The organism is Flavobacterium sandaracinum, from assembly GCF_004349135.1.
Lineage (GTDB): Bacteria > Bacteroidota > Bacteroidia > Flavobacteriales > Flavobacteriaceae > Flavobacterium > Flavobacterium sandaracinum.
Genome location: NZ_SMFN01000013.1, coordinates 39,746 through 55,069, shown reverse-complemented (window position 1 = coordinate 55,069; position 15,324 = coordinate 39,746). Strand labels below are relative to the sequence as shown.

The following is a 15,324-nucleotide window of genomic DNA, read 5'->3' as shown; positions in this document are numbered from 1 at the left end:
GTTTAATTTTAAAAATAATGAAAAAACTCATCTACATATTTCTGTTTTTTTCTTCATTCCTTCATGCGCATGTGATTGAAGTTGGCGCTAATAAACCTGTAAAATCAATAAAAAAAGCCATTAGTCTGGCTAAAATTGGTGACACGGTTTTAGTTCATAAAGGTGTTTATCGAGAAGGCAATATTGTTATTGATAAAAGAATTGTTTTTCTGGGTAAAGGATATCCGGTTTTAGATGGACAAAAAAAGTATGAAGTACTTTCCATTAAAGCGGATAGTGTGGTTGTTCAAGGTTTTAAAGTAATAAAATCTGGTTATGCCTCACTCGAAGATCCCTGCGCGATTAAAGTCTATAATAAAAGCCATGTTGTTATTCAGAACAATATTCTAGACGATAATTTTTTTGGAATTTATATCCAAAATGGTAAAAACTGCCTGATAAAAAACAATACCATTGTAGCGTATGGCAAAGAAGAACAGCAAATAGGCAACGGAATTCATTGTTGGAAAAGTGAAAATCTCCAAATTATTGCCAACACTATTTCTGGTCATCGGGATGGGATTTATTTTGAATTTGTGACCAATTCCGTTATCTGGAGAAATATTTCAACTAACAATATTCGGTATGGTTTGCATTTTATGTTCTCTAATGACGACGCTTATATTACGAATGTTTTTAAGAATAACGGTGCCGGCGTTGCGGTAATGTTTACCAAAAATGTCAAGATGTTCAATAACTATTTCGAAGAAAATTGGGGTGATGGCGCTTATGGATTATTCCTTAAGGAAATCACGGACAGTCATATCATTGGAAATAAATTTTCTAAAAACACTTCTGGAATTCACATGGAAGGAACCAATAGGATTCGAATTGAAAAAAATGTATTTGAAGCCAACGGTTGGGCGATGAAAATTCAGGCCAGTTGCGTAGATAATGAAATCGTAAATAATAATTTTATTGGGAACACTTTTGATATGGGAACTAACGGAAGTTTAGTTTTAAATACGTTCGACACCAATTATTGGGATAAATACGAAGGATATGATTTAGACAAAAATGGTGTCGGCGATGTGCCGTATCATCCGTTGAGTTTATTTGCAGTTTTAGTTGAAAATAATCCCTCGGCGATGTTGCTGTTCCGGAGTTTTATGATCACACTTTTGGATAAATCCGAAAAAGTGTTGCCCAGTATAACCCCAGATAATTTCATTGACAATTCGCCATTAATGCATTCATTACCATTATGATTGAAATAAAAAAAATATATAAAAAATTTGGAAAATTAGAGGTTTTAAATGATGTCAATCTTTCTTTTAAAAAAGGAGAATGCATTGCTCTAATTGGTCCAAATGGCTGTGGAAAAACGACTTTGATAAAAAGTATTTTGGGAATGGTGATTCCTTCTAAAGGCGATATTTTATTCAATGAAAAATCAATTTTAAAGGAATTTAAATATCGCGAACAAATAGGCTACATGCCTCAAATAGGGCGATATCCGGATTACATGACAGTTGGGCAAATCATCGAAATGATAAAAAAAATTCGAAATTCGGATCAGGTTTTAGATGAGGATTTAGTCCATGCATTTCAGCTCGAAAAAATAGTCGACAAACAAATGCGGACACTTTCGGGTGGAACAACGCAAAAAGTAAGTGCTACGTTGGCTTTTCTGTTTAATCCTGAGGTGTTGATTTTAGACGAACCTACAGCGGGATTAGATCCATTGGCTTCCGAAATATTGAAAGAAAAAATTATAAAAGAAAAAGAAAAGGGAAAACTCATCTTGATTACTTCCCATCTTTTGAGCGAATTAGATGATTTGATTACCCAAATTATTTACATGCAAGACGGAACAGTGCATTTTCATCAAAGTATCGCGGATTTATTGGAATCAACAAACGAACAAAAAATATCCAAAGCAATTGCTAAAATCTTAAAAAACAAAAGTAATGAACAGAATCATTAAGATTATTTTTTTAGACATTCTGAAGAACAAGATTATACTGGCGTACACGCTTATTTTAGCCATTCTTTCCTGGAGTTCATTTGGGCTGGAAGATAATTCTGCCAAAGGATTGCTTACCATTTTAAATATAATTTTATTCACGGTTCCGTTGGTTTCCATTCTTTTTGCCACGATTTATTTGTACAATAGTACAGAGTTTATTGAGCTTTTGTTAAGCCAACCCATTAAACGCAAGAAAATTTGGTTGAGTCTGTTTCTCGGACTTTCGTTAGCAATGGTTTTAGCCTTTTTTATTGGTGCCGGAATTCCGCTTTTAATCAATGCGCCGAATAGTGTAGGCATTATGATGCTCGTCATAGGTTGTCTGATTACGTTGGTCTTCGTGGCTTTGGCGTTTTTAAGTTCAATACTCACCAGAGACAAAGCAAAAGGAATAGGTATTGCCATTATGGGTTGGTTGTATTTTGCGTTGCTTTTTGATGGAATAATTTTGTATTTGCTGTTTCAGTTTTCAGATTATCCAATAGAGAAAGCAATGATTGTAGTTACGGCGTTCAGTCCAATAGATTTAGCCAGAATCCAAATCTTGCTGCATCTTGATGTTTCGGCGATGATGGGATATACCGGAGCAATTTTCAAAGATTTTTTCGGGACATCATTGGGACTGCTTCTTTCTTTTTCGTTATTGTGTTTGTGGATTATTATTCCATTTTTTATTTCATTAATCAAATTTAAAAACAAAGATTTATAATGTTTAAAGATATTCTTCAAAAACTAGAAAATGCCGCTAATCCAGTGGCGCAAGTGGTTCAAAATACTTCTTGCAGTAAAGTAATGGTGATTGCTTTCAAAAAAGGAATGATTCTCAAGGAGCATAAAACGGATGTTCCTGCCAAATTATTGGTGATAAAAGGAAACGTGATTTATAAAGAGGAGAACCAACAAAATGAACTCTTTCTTTATGACGAACAAGAAATTCCGGTAGCAGTTTTGCATTCAGTAGAAGCATTGGAAGACAGTTTGTGTTTATTGTTTAAAGGCTAAAAAATCTAGAAATGAAAACAGATATAATAAACAGAAACGACATTGAGAAGCTGATAAACACTTTCTACGGTAAAATAAAAACAGATACTAAAATCGGTTATTTTTTTACGGATGTAGCCAAGGTGAATTGGGAAGAGCATTTGCCTAAAATGTATGATTTCTGGGAGAATATTATGTTTTCTAAAGGGAATTATACCGGAAACCCGATGACTAAACATAAAGAATTACATCAAAAAAGTGAAATGAAAGAAGCTCATTTTCAGCATTGGAATGCTTTGTTCAATGAAACTGTTGATGAGTTATTCACAGGAGAAAAAGCTGAAGAAATCAAACAAAGAGCTATGAATATTTCGGGGGTATTGATGTACAAAACAATAGGTTGAAAAGCATAAAAAAAGCGTGAACTATTTTAGTTTACGCTTTTTTCAATCTGGCAAAATGAATTAATAATATTATTTTTTTGGAAGTAAAACATCATTAATTACGTGTATAATTCCGTTTGATGTTGGGATTGAAGTTACTATTTCGGAACCATTTACAAATACTTTATCACCTACTTTGGTGATTTTTATTTTTCCGGCATTTACTTGTTCATATTCCTGCCCGTCTTGCATGTACTCTGTTTTTAGATTTCCTACGTAAGTATGATACTCTAATATGTTTTTCAAATCATCTTTTTTTCCAGATTCTAATAATCCTTCAACGGTTCCTTTTGGGAGTTTATCAAAGGCAGCGTTTGTTGGTGCAAAAACGGTAAACGGTCCGGCATTGCTCAATACATCCACTAATCCTGCTGCTTTTACGGCTGTTACAAGTGTGGAGTGATCTTTGCTTCCGGAGGCTGTCTGAACGATATTTGGACTAGAAGCTTCGTCAACCACGGCAGACTGTCCAGGACCTTGGGTTGCTGTATTTTCTGTTGTTGTTTCAGATGGAGCTTCGCTATTTTGTTTACAACCAAAAATGGTAAAGAAACAAACGACGGCTACTAATTGAATTGATTTTTTCATAATTAAGGTTACTTTGGTTTTATATAGCAAAGTACTTAATTATCAATTGTTTATTCTATGCGTTCAATCATAAAGGCGGGTTGTTTTTAACTTTTTTGATAGAAAAATAAGTAGTAAACCCAATTCCTAAAAGCAAGAGTAAGGCGACAACGAAAAGAAGTTCATTCACATACGGAATAATAGTATAAGTGAATGATGCAACACCTTGAATGGCGAGAACCAACTCGTTTAATAGAACGCCAACGGAAAATAGAACCAAGCCAATTTTTATCTTTTTATTGATAATAATCAGATGACTGGCATAGATGTAAAACAACAAGAACAACGTGATTACCGCCAATAAAACCAAGTGTAAATAGGCGATTACAATTGGTCTGAAACCAAAGGCAAGCTGGCTTAAAGATGGGATTGTTGAACCCAATTGCAGAATGAATTTTATGCTTAATGCCAAACAGGAAAAGAGCAAAATATAGCGTAACAATGAAGCGGAATTTTTCAGATACTCTTTTTGTTTTTGTATTAAAATTAAAAGAAGTTTAAACCATGCAAAAACCTGAATTATTGCTGCAAAGACAGAGATTGTGTAAAGCCAAACGGGTAAATCCAACCAAAGTGTGGACAAAAAATAGGCAGGAATACAAGAAACAGCAAACAGCTTAAAGGAAGTTTCGTAAAAGGAATGTTCTGATTTTTTTAGATTTAAAAAGCCAAAAAACAAACCGATACAACCAAAGAAAAACCAACCGTTATATTGAAAATGTAGAAAATAATAAATAGATGCTAAATATAAATCCTGAATGACATTTTTACTGGCCATCATGTAAGCCAAGTAAAAAGTCCCAAAAGAGGAAATAATGTTGAAAACTATGGCGGCTTTAAACCAATTAATAGCAGCGAAATCGGTATCCAGTTTTTTTAAATCTTTGATGTAATAATAACCAAAAACATAAGAAACCAAGATCGATGCCGTTGAGAAAAATATGGAAATCATTCCGTATCCCTGAATAATAAAAAAAATCAGCATTCCATAAGAACAAATTAGATTGGCTATGATTATTTTTTGATATTTATTTGCTTGAAAATCAGTGATTTTTTCCTGAAGATAATATGTCATCAATGTCATCAAAGTATGTGTGATCCATCCTGAAAATGCAAAATGGGAATGGGAATGTAAGATGTTTTTTTGATTGAAATAAGGAAATTCAAAACCAATTTTATAACGCATTAAAACCCCAAGCGAGGCTACAATACATAGATTTAGCAACGAAAATTTTAGCCAGAATTGTATGTTTAATTTCATATTTTTTTTAATAAAATATTTTGTGATTGATGATGTCAACTTTGTTGCAATCATTCATTTTCGAAAAAACCCGAATCACCGTTTCGACTCTCAAACCGGTAAAATTTGCAATTTCCTGACGTGTGTAAGGAATTAATACTTTTTGGTCATTACATTCCGATTTTCTTTTGTGTGTGTTCAAAAAAGCAAGAATTCTAAACTCTGGTTTCTGGTTGATGATCTCTTTTGAAGTATTGGATTTTGAATGAATTTTATTGGCAAGTAAAACCAAAAATGATTTTTGAATTAAAGGATATTCATCAAGAATTTTTAAAAATTTATCTTTTGATAGCTTCATAATGGTGCAATCTTGAAGGCAAACTGCTTTCGAGGGATACGGTTGGTCAATAAACAATGGAGGTTCGCCAAAACTCTCTCCTTTACAAAAAAGTCCTTGTGTGAACTCTTTTCCTTCGTCATTTGAATTGAACATTCTCACGCTTCCATCAATAATTTGATAATAAAAATGGGCCACTTCATCTTCATTAAAAACTACTTCGTTTTTTTTGTATTTTTTCGCAACAGCGCCCCAAGAAAAAAGTAAATCTATGTCTATTTGCATAATTAAAGTGGATTTAAGAATGTGTTTTTTAGGACGCATATTTGCAATTGCTACAAATATAATTTCTATAAATTTAACAATATTATGATTGAAATCATACTAGAAAAGTGTAAAATGTATTGTTTTTGAAATAATCTTAAAACAGGACCTAAAATGGCTAAAGTATCTTATTAAAGTATCATAGCGTATGATATTTATCAGTTTTTAGTTTCTCGACTTTTGTGGTTTATTTATTTAAATCATTTTAGCATGACAACACTTAAACCACTCCATACTTTTCATATCCCGGTTATGGGACTTGCTTATACGATTGATAGTCCGATACGAGTGGCGAAGTATGGAATTTCATCCGTTATTTCAATTATGGATGATGAGCTTATCGAAAAAATGAATGCTTTTTACAGCAAGAAATTTGATTTTCCGTATCAGGAAATTACCCAAAAAATACATGATTATCGCGCAGAACGCATTACTTCTTATTTGAATTTGGTTGACAAAATCGTGAAGGAAAAATTCGAAAATTTTAAAACAGAATTATCCGAAAGTAAATTAGCTTTGGAAAATTACATCGCCATGCTGCCCAACAAATCCGAGATTAAAACAGGGTTGCAAAACTTGATGGAAGACGGTTTCGCTTTCAAAGAAAATATCAAAAATTATCTGGAGAAAAATCTTTATCTGGGCAATATTGATGTTAATATTATGACCAAATTGGATAAGGATAATTTCATCAAAGAGGAACAATTACCAATTATTTTTAATGATGCGCATGCCGCATTGCGTGGTTTTGTAAACAGTACATTAGAATCTTCAGTTGTTTTATCGGCTGGGATGAATCCAAGATTATACAGCTATTTTGAAAGTTTTTCGGCCTTCTTTCCGGATGCGAAGAATGCACTGAAAAAGAAAATCACGCTGAAAGTAAGTGACTTTCGTTCGGCAATGATTCAAGGGAATTTTTTAGCTAAAAAAGGACTTTGGGTTTCTGAATATCGAATTGAATCCGGACTGAATTGTGGCGGACACGCTTTTGCCACCGAAGGCTATTTGTTGGGACCGATTTTAGAAGAATTCAAACAGAAAAAAGAGCAATTGATTCAATCTGCGCATGAGTTGATGGTTAAAGCATTGGGACAAAAAGAAATGCATGTTCCGGAACAACCATTGGATTTAAAAATCACGTTTCAAGGCGGCATAGGAGCTGCTGAAGAACACGATTTTCTATTGGATCATTATGATGTGGATTCTGTGGGTTGGGGTTCGCCGTTTTTATTAGTTCCTGAAGCCACTTCGGTTGATAAACTCACCCTAGCATCATTGGCCGCAGCCAAAGTGAATTTGTCTCGCAATATCTTCATGTCTTCACTTGCTTTTTTGTCTAAAACCTTTGCATAGTGCTGGGTGGTTCGTAAGTTTTTATGCCCTAACAATTTGCTTACACTCTCGATCGGAACACCATTTGTAAGCGTTACCGTGGTTGCAAAAGTATGCCGGGCAATATAATTTGACTAATTTAATTGTTTAAAGCCGAATTAATGATTATCTCACATTGAAATAGTTTGAACTCATTATTTATAAATAATTTTAATAGTTTTTTTAGTTTTCGTTTACCTTCAAACTTGCTTAAAGAATATTAGGATGATTAGTCAGGTTTGTGTTTTTAAAAGTTGAAAGTCTAACACCATCAGTAAGCAAAATAATTTTTTTGATTATCACTGTTTTTATTTTCATCGTTTAATATAAACACTGCATAATTCCCTTTTAGTAGATCAAAGAAGGCTGCCGATGAAGAATTATTTGAAATCGTTGTACTTTCTTTTTTATAATATCTATTGAATTTCTCATCTGGTATTGAATCCTCTTTGTTAAATCAGATCAATAGAATAACTCTTCTAGAATTTCTTAAATCATTTACTTTAATCGCTGACTTAAGGAATAATAGGAAACTGTTGGTAAGAAAAATGCAGATATAAGTTTTTTCGTTGGGATTTTTTTGAAGTTAATTAAGATTTTAATTTGATTTTTTGTAACTCCAAATCGCCATACCATTGACAAATACTGCAAAGCCACTGACGATTAATAAATTATTCAGCACGTCAGAAAAACCGGAACCTTTCAAAAGAACCATTCTTATGAACTCTACAAAATACCGAATAGGGTTTAACAACGTTAGATTTTGAGCCCACTTAGGCATACTTTCGATAGGTGTGAACAAACCGCTCATCAAAATAAAGATTACCATGAAAAACCAAGCAATAAACATGGCTTGTTGTTGGGTTTCGGTGTGATTGGATATATACAGTCCTAATCCTAAAATTAAAAGTAAATACACGGCTGTGAATCCATAAACTAGAAAGATATTACCTAACATGGGAACACTAAAAACAACTTTGGCTATTACTAAACCCACGGTTAAAATCACTAAACCAAGCACCCAAAACGGGAATAATTTCCCAATAATAAACTGATACTTTTTTATTGGTGTTACATTGATTTGCTCTAATGTTCCCAGCTCTTTTTCTCGGACAATATTCATCGATGACAGAAATAAAGTTAACATAGTGACCAATAAAACTAAAATTCCGGGTACCATAAAAGTTTTATAATTTAAGGTCTTGTTGTACCAAAAAGAGGGGATAACCAGTATGTTTTGCGATACTTCTTTATTTTCGGAGAAGTATTTTGACTGCATTTGGATGTTTTGATTGTAGGTGTTTATAATCTGTGTTACATATACATTTTCAACACCGGCTGTTGCAGCATCAATGGCGTTAATATTTACTGAAATGCTCGCTTCTTGGTCTTTTTGCAGGTCACGATTGAAGTGAACCGGAATGTTTACTATAATATCGGTTTTTCCTTTTTGCATTTCCTCGACAGCTTCTTTTTCTGAAAAATCAGAGTCTGTAACTTTAAAATAAGTTGAGGCTTTAAAAGCGTTTATTAAATCTCTTGAATCCCGACTTTTGTCATTATCAACAAAAGTGATAGCAATATTTTTAACATCGAATGTGGCTGCATTTGACAAAATTAATAATTGCAAAATGGGCAAAATAAATATCAGTTGCAGCATACTTTTGTCTCTAAAAATTTGCTTAAACTCTTTTTGAATGATGAATACTATTGTTTTCATTTTTTGGCCGCTAAGTCGCAAAGTCGCGAAGTTTTTAATTTTTTTATTGTCATTGACATTACGATTGAAATTTTTATTCTAATCTAATTTTATATTTTTTAATGCTTAACGTTATAAAAAACACGGTCATGCCAATTAATATCAGCGTTTCTTTCCATACATATTGAATTCCGACTCCTTTGAGCATGATGGCTTTTACAATGATAATAAACCATTTTGCAGGAATGATGTCGCTGATCAACTGCATCGGCAACGGCATACTGTTTACAGGGAAAATGAATCCAGAGAGGATAATGACAGGCAGCATCAATCCCATTAAGGAAAGCATCATTGCGGTTTGCTGTGAATTAGAAACGGTAGAAATTAATATACCCAGTGAAAGTGCGGAAATTATAAATAAAATACTTTCGAAAGCCAACAAAAAGATACTTCCATTAATTGGCATTTTGAAAATAAAATATCCCAATGTTAAAATTACAATTGCATTGATTATCGAAAGAAAAATATACGGAAATACTTTGCCAATAATTACCTGAAATGGTTTTAAAGGAGAAACCAGAAGGATTTCCATAGTTCCCAATTCTTTTTCTCGTGTAATAGAAATAGAGGTCATCATAGCCGAAACCAGCATTAAAATTACCGTCATAACGCCAGGTACAAAATTAAATACACTTTTGAGTTCCGGATTATAAAACATTCTCGATTGTACTTCAACTTTTACTTGATTGCTATTGGATTGTTTTTTTTGGGATTGATAATTCTGAATAATAGCCGACGTATAATTGGCTATGGTATTTGCTACATTTGGTTCGGTGGCGTCAGTGATGGCTTGGATAATGGCTACTTTTTTTGTTTCGAGATTTTTACTGAAATTAGGTTCAAAAATTAGTACTGCCTTAATTTTTCCTTTTTTAAATTCGGATTCTATATCACTTTCTTTTTCAATTTGGTTTTCAACGTTAAAATAGGGGGAAGCTTTTATTTTATAAATAATTTTCTGAGTTTCAACATCATTTGACTGGTCTAAGATGGCAATATTTACATTATTGATTTCATTTGTTATGGCGAAACCAAAGAGTAAAATTTGAGCGATTGGCATACCAAAAAGTATAAACAACGAGCGTTTATCTCTGAAAATATGGTAGAATTCTTTCTTTACAAATCCGATGAATCTTTTCATTTTAAACTTTTTAGGTTTTTAAACCATTAAGATAGAAAACTTAATAAACCTTAATATGTTAATGGTGTAGATCTTTTTATTCAATATTCCGCGCTAATTTTAAAAACACATCATTCATGGAATCTACTTTGAATTGTTCTTTCAAATTTTTTGGCGAATCAAGCGCCTCAATGGCACCATCTACCATAATTGAAACCCGGTCGCAATATTCGGCTTCGTCCATATAATGTGTGGTTACAAAAATTGTAGTTCCTTTGTAGGCTTGTGTGTAAATCATTTCCCAAAATTGTCTTCTGGTAATAGGGTCAACACCACCTGTGGGCTCGTCCAGAAAAACAATTTTTGGTTCGTGCAATAAGGCAACCGAAAACGATAACTTTTGTTTCCAACCCAATGGTAACGAACCAACCAGATTATTAACCACTTCCTTAAGCTGTAATTCTTCGACTAATTGGGCTATTTTTTGTTTGATTTGTATTCTCGACAAACCATAAATTCCGCCAAAAAAAGTAATATTTTCTTTGATGGTTAAATCATCGTACATTGAAAATTTTTGGCTCATATATCCGATATTTTTTTTAACCATTTCGGCTTGTGTATGCACATCAAAACCAGCCACATTAGCTTCTCCGGAACTGGGATTTGAAATTCCAATCAACATTTTCATCGCCGTTGTTTTTCCTGCTCCATTGGCTCCTAAAAAACCGAAAATCTCTCCTTTATAAACATCAAACGAAATGCCTTTGACAGCCGTGAAATTGCCAAATTTTTTGGTTAGGTTTTGTACCGATATGATTTTTTCTTTATCCATTTATTTTTTTTTAGCACAAATTGCACAAATTTGCACAAATATTTTTAGCCACAGATTATACAGATTTTCACAGATTTCTTTTGTAATTTATAATTAATAATTCGTAATTATTTATAAGTCCATGAAAACATCTTCAATTGTTATTATTGCGGGTTTTATCACTATGTCGGTGTGATTTTTATTTTTTAAATAGTCGTGTAAATCATCTGGATTAAAATCTGCATTTCTATCAATGTAATGAATGAATTCTCCAAACGCATACACACTATATTGATTGGGATAGTTTTTTAAATCGTGAATCAATCCGTGTGTGTTTTTTGCTTGTACATCATAAATTATTTTTTCATAGTTATTAATAATGTTTTCAGGGGAATCAATTTTTAAAATCTTACCTTTTTGTATCAAAGCGATTCTGTCACAAAGTGAAGCTTCATCCATATAAGGTGTTGAGACTAAAATGGTAATGCCTTTTTTTTGCAATCGTTTGAGCATAATCCAAAATTCTTTTCGGGAAACGGGATCAACTCCGGTGGTAGGCTCGTCCAGAAATAACACTTTTGGCGCATGAATTAACGCACAACACAACGCTAATTTTTGTTTCATTCCGCCAGAAAGCGCTCCTGCTCTTCTCGTTTTGAAAGGCTCAATCTGAACGTAGATGTCTTTGATTAAGTCGTAATTTTCTTCAATCGTGGTTCCAAAAATAGTGGCGAAAAAATCTAAATTTTCTTCCACCGTTAAATCCTGATACAACGAGAATTTCCCGGGCATGTATCCCACAGAATTTCTAATTTCTTTCAGCCCTTTTATTACATCATAACCTGCCACTTCTGCGCTGCCTTCATTAGCTACTAACAGAGTAGTTAGAATTCTGAAAATAGTTGTTTTTCCTGCACCATCTGGTCCAATTAAGCCAAACAGCTCTCCTTCTTTTACATCAAAAGTAATGTTTTCGACTGCTTTTAACTTGTTGTAAGATTTTGATATGTTTTTGACTGAAATGCTCATTATTTTATCAATAAGAAATTACTTTCTTCCTGAGCGTCAACCCAATGTTTTACATTTACAGGAATGTTGAAATAATCACCCGATTGTAATTTTATAGTAGTTCCGTTTTCATCATTGTACGTTGCATTTCCAGAAACGCAAACTAATAAAGCAGGAACTTTAGTAATGTGTTCTGCTAATTGCTCGTTTTTGGCAATTTGTAGTGAAATTACTTTTCCATCGGTAGGTTGAAAAAGTACATTAGTTTGAACGGCTTTATTTTCGGTGTGCAGATTTTTTAAATTCATAGTTGTTGATATTGAGTTGTTTTGAGTTGTTTTGCATCCAATTAAAATAAACATAGATGCCATTACGATAATTATTTTCATTTTTTAGATTTTAAGATTTATCCACATTTCGGCAGGCATCCCAATTTTTAAACTGCCATCGTTTTTGACTTTCACTTTCACGGCATAAACCAGATTTACGCGTTCTTCCTTGGTTTGAATAATTTTCGGAGTAAATTCTGCCGAAGATGCAATCCATGAAATAGTTCCTTGATATGATTTCATATCTTTTGCAGTATCAATTTTTACGGTTACATTTTGTCCTACTTTTATTGAGGATAACTGGGTTTCGCTAACATAAGTGCGCAAAGTCATTTCTGAAATATCTGCAATTTTGTATAGCGGTTTTCCAAATGCAGTTATTTCGCCCGGCTCTGAATATTTGGTTAACACCGTTCCATTGATAGGATTAATAATTTTGCTTTTCGCTATTTGGTCATTGATTTTAGCAATTTGAACATCTATCGATTTCAAGTCACTTAAAATCGGTGCATTTTGAGTTCCAACACTTTTTATTTGCTCTTCAATAACATTTACTTTTCCATCAATTTCATCCACTTGACGTTTGGTTGCAGCATTTTCTGCATACATATTACGGATTCTGTTTTTCTCTAAATTGGTGGTTTTTAATTGCTCCTGCAAAACCCTTTTCTGTGAGACTACATTTGCGGATTTAGACGAAACAGTACTTTTAGATGCGATTAATTGTTGTTTTGCAAAATGTAATTGCAAAGTATCAACTAATCCTACTTGTGATTGAGATTTCAAAACATCTCCTTCTTCTAATTTCAGGAACTCAATTTTCCCGTTCGCTTCGGAGGAAACAGTTATTTCTGTTGCTTCAAAATTCCCGTAACCATCGGCTTTATCGCTATTTTTGTTACAGGAAATTAATCCTATTGTGGATAGAATTATGATAATTATTTTTTTCATTTTTAAAAATTTTTTCTGATTCTTTTTTATTTTCCTTTGATTATTTCGTAACTCGATTTGGCTAACGACAATTGAACTTCATGTGTTTTTAAAATATTTTTTGCTTCAAACAGGTTAGTTAATTCTGTAAGATATTCTGATGAAGTTATAACACCATTTTTCATTTGAGCATCAGAGGATTTAATGATTTTTTCACGTATTATAATTATTTCGCTATCTGAAAGTAGGAGTTGTTCCATTTTTTTAATTTCATAATCTAGCTCTTCTAATTGCATTTTGTTGTTCAATTCAAATGTTTCTTTTTCTGATGTCACTATTTCTTTTGAAATATCCAATGCCTTTAGGTCTGTTTTATTTTTACCCCAATCAAAAACATTCCAATTGGCTTTTAAGCCCACCACATAGAAAGTCTGAAAAGAATTATCTAACATATTCAGTCCTGGATTTCCGTAACCGGCTTGACCAAAAGCATTTATTTTAGGAAGATTAGATTTGGAAATTACATTTTTAGAAAACTCTAATTGTTGATTTTGCAAATCATAAAAAGCAATTTCCGGTCTTGTTCTTGTTGTATTTATAGAATTAAAATCGGGTTGTAATAAAATTGTTTCGGAGTCAATTTTGGTAAAAGTTAATTCAGAAAGGTTATTTAGTAACTTTATTTTCTCAAATTTAATTTCCGTTAACTGCTGATTGATTTTAATGATTTCAGCTTCTAAAACCTGTTCAGATGCAGGAAGAACAGCGCCAAATTTTACCGCTGATTTTACTTCTTTAACTTTAGATAGAAGTAATTCATTTTTAGACAATAATAAGTTGCTTTTTTCTTGAAGTAATAAAATAGAGAAATAATATTGATTGATTTTACTTTTTAACTGATATAAACTGACCTCAATTTGTTGTTGTTGTATTTTGGTCTGTGCTTCTTTTAATTTAGCATTTGCATCAATTGTACCGCCATTATAAATTAATTGATTGACATCTAAAGTCGCTCTGTATTGGTCTTTATTTAAAGGTTCAACACCAGGTAATGTTGTAGGGAATCCTATTACTTCGGATTGATAAGTTGCTTGAGCGTTTACGTCAATTTTTGGTAATTTTCCTTTGCTTAGTGCCTCAATTTCATAACTAGATTTTTGTTGCAGCAATCCCGTTTGTTTTGATAAAGGATAGTTTTTAGTAGCCAATGCATAACAATCTTCCAATGTCAGAGTTTCCTGTGCATTCGAACTTACAGATAATAGAAATAGTAATAATAGGACTAACTTACTTTTCATAACTTAGATTTTTATAGAATTAATAATAAACTCTGCCACTTCAGTTTTTCGATTTTCTAATATTTTATTGTAGTTGTCTTTGTCCACATCAACGAGAGCCATTAAAAGTGGTTCTCCTATAAATGGAAATATATTTAAACACATTATATTGATAAATAATTGTTCCGCTTCTATTGGTTTAATAATTCCTTGTTGGATGGCATCACTAACCTGAAGTTTGAATTTACTAATAGACGGAAAATTTTTTTCTGATCGAAGCTTTAGTACAAACTCTGGATTTTTATTTAATTCTTGAATTACAAAATTTGGCAAATAAGGATGTTTAATTACAAACGAAACATAACTTTCAGTAAATCTTTTTATTTTTTCAAATAAATCACTGTCATCATTCAATACTTTATTTAATTGAGGTGCTAATAACGAAAAAGCGCTTTTGAAGACTGCCTCAAATAAAAGTTGTTTGCTCCTAAAATAATAATGCAGTAAGGCTTTATTGATTTTGGCTTTATCTGCAATCTCTTGCATTCTAGCTCCCGCCATACCTTTTTGCTGAAAAATTTCTTTTGCTGCAATTAATATCTCAGTTTCTGTATTTTCAGTTTTAATCTTATCCATATTGTTTAATTATATAGTTTAACCGTTTGGTTAACAAATTTATTAAAAAGTATTCATTAAAATACCATTTAAGGATATTTTAACAAATAATAATAATGAAGAGGATAAAGTCTTTATTTA

Annotated in this window: 16 protein-coding genes and 3 pseudogenes; 6 read left to right on the top strand and 13 right to left on the bottom strand. The window is 32.4% G+C overall.

Going from position 1 to position 15,324, the window contains the following annotated elements:
• Positions 1–17: 17 nt before the first annotated feature.
• The 5 genes from E0F91_RS11625 to E0F91_RS11605 are packed head-to-tail and all read left to right on the top strand — an operon-like array spanning position 18 to position 3,393.
• On the top strand, positions 18–1,247 hold the full coding sequence (locus E0F91_RS11625; RefSeq protein WP_132066675.1) for a nitrous oxide reductase family maturation protein NosD: 1,230 nt from the start codon (positions 18–20) through the stop codon (positions 1,245–1,247).
• On the top strand, positions 1,244–1,966 hold the full coding sequence (locus tag E0F91_RS11620) for an ABC transporter ATP-binding protein (protein ID WP_132066674.1): 723 nt from the start codon (positions 1,244–1,246) through the stop codon (positions 1,964–1,966). Before E0F91_RS11625 ends, E0F91_RS11620 begins: the two co-directional genes overlap by 4 nt.
• Positions 1,950–2,717, top strand: coding sequence for an ABC transporter permease subunit (locus E0F91_RS11615; RefSeq protein ID WP_132066673.1), 768 nt, complete (start codon positions 1,950–1,952; stop codon positions 2,715–2,717). The genes E0F91_RS11620 and E0F91_RS11615 overlap by 17 nt, the downstream gene beginning before the upstream one ends.
• A complete protein-coding gene (locus tag E0F91_RS11610) occupies positions 2,717–3,010 on the top strand; it encodes a cupin domain-containing protein (RefSeq protein ID WP_099714515.1) in 294 nt (97 codons plus the stop codon). Before E0F91_RS11615 ends, E0F91_RS11610 begins: the two co-directional genes overlap by 1 nt.
• An 11-nt stretch (positions 3,011–3,021) precedes the next feature.
• The gene (locus E0F91_RS11605; RefSeq protein ID WP_132066672.1) at positions 3,022–3,393 is read left to right on the top strand and encodes a group III truncated hemoglobin; all 372 of its coding nucleotides are present in this window, start codon (positions 3,022–3,024) and stop codon (positions 3,391–3,393) included.
• Between the two features lie 69 nt (positions 3,394–3,462).
• Here the strand turns inward: E0F91_RS11605 and E0F91_RS11600 are convergent, their stop codons facing one another.
• The 3 genes from E0F91_RS11600 to E0F91_RS11590 form a co-directional block, all read right to left on the bottom strand.
• Complete coding sequence (locus E0F91_RS11600; protein WP_132066671.1) at positions 3,463–4,020, bottom strand: fasciclin domain-containing protein; 558 nt, start codon at positions 4,018–4,020, stop codon at positions 3,463–3,465.
• A gap of 67 nt (positions 4,021–4,087) precedes the next feature.
• Positions 4,088–5,320: a hypothetical protein gene (locus E0F91_RS11595; RefSeq protein ID WP_132066670.1), complete on the bottom strand. Its 1,233-nt coding sequence runs from the start codon at positions 5,318–5,320 to the stop codon at positions 4,088–4,090.
• 7 nt (positions 5,321–5,327) lie between these two features.
• Positions 5,328–5,921: a Crp/Fnr family transcriptional regulator gene (locus E0F91_RS11590; RefSeq protein ID WP_086454426.1), complete on the bottom strand. Its 594-nt coding sequence runs from the start codon at positions 5,919–5,921 to the stop codon at positions 5,328–5,330.
• Between the two features lie 249 nt (positions 5,922–6,170).
• Between E0F91_RS11590 and E0F91_RS11585 the strand changes: the two are divergent.
• Positions 6,171–7,310: pseudogene (locus E0F91_RS11585) on the top strand (hypothetical protein); the annotation flags it as partial.
• Here E0F91_RS11585 and E0F91_RS18215 read toward each other — a convergent pair.
• The 10 genes and pseudogenes from E0F91_RS18215 to E0F91_RS11535 form a co-directional block, all read right to left on the bottom strand.
• Positions 7,253–7,423 (bottom strand): annotated as a pseudogene (locus E0F91_RS18215) (tyrosine-type recombinase/integrase); the annotation flags it as partial. The pseudogenes E0F91_RS11585 and E0F91_RS18215 sit on opposite strands and share 58 nt — an antisense overlap.
• A 182-nt stretch (positions 7,424–7,605) precedes the next feature.
• Positions 7,606–7,779: pseudogene (locus E0F91_RS18210) on the bottom strand (DUF2141 domain-containing protein); the annotation flags it as partial.
• 153 nt (positions 7,780–7,932) lie between these two features.
• Complete coding sequence (locus E0F91_RS11570; protein WP_086455268.1) at positions 7,933–9,054, bottom strand: ABC transporter permease; 1,122 nt, start codon at positions 9,052–9,054, stop codon at positions 7,933–7,935.
• A 73-nt stretch (positions 9,055–9,127) separates the two neighbouring features.
• Positions 9,128–10,234, bottom strand: a complete 1,107-nt coding sequence (locus E0F91_RS11565; RefSeq protein ID WP_086455269.1) for an ABC transporter permease — start codon at positions 10,232–10,234, stop codon at positions 9,128–9,130.
• Between the two features lie 76 nt (positions 10,235–10,310).
• Positions 10,311–11,045 carry an ABC transporter ATP-binding protein gene (locus tag E0F91_RS11560; RefSeq protein ID WP_132066669.1) on the bottom strand — a complete coding sequence of 245 codons (735 nt, stop codon included), beginning with the start codon at positions 11,043–11,045 and terminating at the stop codon, positions 10,311–10,313.
• A 111-nt stretch (positions 11,046–11,156) separates the two neighbouring features.
• Complete coding sequence (locus E0F91_RS11555; protein WP_207919046.1) at positions 11,157–12,053, bottom strand: ABC transporter ATP-binding protein; 897 nt, start codon at positions 12,051–12,053, stop codon at positions 11,157–11,159.
• Positions 12,053–12,421: a cupin domain-containing protein gene (locus E0F91_RS11550; RefSeq protein WP_243698888.1), complete on the bottom strand. Its 369-nt coding sequence runs from the start codon at positions 12,419–12,421 to the stop codon at positions 12,053–12,055. The genes E0F91_RS11555 and E0F91_RS11550 overlap by 1 nt, the downstream gene beginning before the upstream one ends.
• 3 nt (positions 12,422–12,424) lie before the next feature.
• Positions 12,425–13,312 (bottom strand): HlyD family secretion protein, encoded by an 888-nt coding sequence (locus E0F91_RS11545; protein WP_132066667.1) that lies wholly within the window; start codon positions 13,310–13,312, stop codon positions 12,425–12,427.
• Between the two features lie 26 nt (positions 13,313–13,338).
• Positions 13,339–14,589, bottom strand: a complete 1,251-nt coding sequence (locus E0F91_RS11540) for a TolC family protein (protein WP_086455322.1) — start codon at positions 14,587–14,589, stop codon at positions 13,339–13,341.
• A gap of 3 nt (positions 14,590–14,592) precedes the next feature.
• Positions 14,593–15,204, bottom strand: a complete 612-nt coding sequence (locus E0F91_RS11535; RefSeq protein WP_132066666.1) for a TetR/AcrR family transcriptional regulator — start codon at positions 15,202–15,204, stop codon at positions 14,593–14,595.
• Positions 15,205–15,324: the final 120 nt, after the last annotated feature.

Excerpts from the sequence above, each read along its gene's own strand:
- E0F91_RS11605 (WP_132066672.1), top strand. The coding sequence starts at position 3,022 with ATGAAAACAGATATAATAAACAGAAACGACATTGAGAAGCTGATAAAC.
- E0F91_RS11600 (WP_132066671.1), bottom strand. The coding sequence starts at position 4,020 with ATGAAAAAATCAATTCAATTAGTAGCCGTCGTTTGTTTCTTTACCATT.
- E0F91_RS11550 (WP_243698888.1), bottom strand. The coding sequence starts at position 12,421 with ATGAAAATAATTATCGTAATGGCATCTATGTTTATTTTAATTGGATGC.
- E0F91_RS11615 (WP_132066673.1), top strand. The coding sequence starts at position 1,950 with ATGAACAGAATCATTAAGATTATTTTTTTAGACATTCTGAAGAACAAG.
- E0F91_RS11545 (WP_132066667.1), bottom strand. The coding sequence starts at position 13,312 with ATGAAAAAAATAATTATCATAATTCTATCCACAATAGGATTAATTTCC.
- E0F91_RS11535 (WP_132066666.1), bottom strand. The coding sequence starts at position 15,204 with ATGGATAAGATTAAAACTGAAAATACAGAAACTGAGATATTAATTGCA.
- E0F91_RS11540 (WP_086455322.1), bottom strand. The coding sequence starts at position 14,589 with ATGAAAAGTAAGTTAGTCCTATTATTACTATTTCTATTATCTGTAAGT.
- E0F91_RS11625 (WP_132066675.1), top strand. The coding sequence starts at position 18 with ATGAAAAAACTCATCTACATATTTCTGTTTTTTTCTTCATTCCTTCAT.
- E0F91_RS11560 (WP_132066669.1), bottom strand. The coding sequence starts at position 11,045 with ATGGATAAAGAAAAAATCATATCGGTACAAAACCTAACCAAAAAATTT.
- E0F91_RS11555 (WP_207919046.1), bottom strand. The coding sequence starts at position 12,053 with ATGAGCATTTCAGTCAAAAACATATCAAAATCTTACAACAAGTTAAAA.
- E0F91_RS11590 (WP_086454426.1), bottom strand. The coding sequence starts at position 5,921 with ATGCAAATAGACATAGATTTACTTTTTTCTTGGGGCGCTGTTGCGAAA.
- E0F91_RS11570 (WP_086455268.1), bottom strand. The coding sequence starts at position 9,054 with ATGAAAACAATAGTATTCATCATTCAAAAAGAGTTTAAGCAAATTTTT.
- E0F91_RS11565 (WP_086455269.1), bottom strand. The coding sequence starts at position 10,234 with ATGAAAAGATTCATCGGATTTGTAAAGAAAGAATTCTACCATATTTTC.
- E0F91_RS11610 (WP_099714515.1), top strand. The coding sequence starts at position 2,717 with ATGTTTAAAGATATTCTTCAAAAACTAGAAAATGCCGCTAATCCAGTG.
- E0F91_RS11620 (WP_132066674.1), top strand. The coding sequence starts at position 1,244 with ATGATTGAAATAAAAAAAATATATAAAAAATTTGGAAAATTAGAGGTT.
- E0F91_RS11595 (WP_132066670.1), bottom strand. The coding sequence starts at position 5,320 with ATGAAATTAAACATACAATTCTGGCTAAAATTTTCGTTGCTAAATCTA.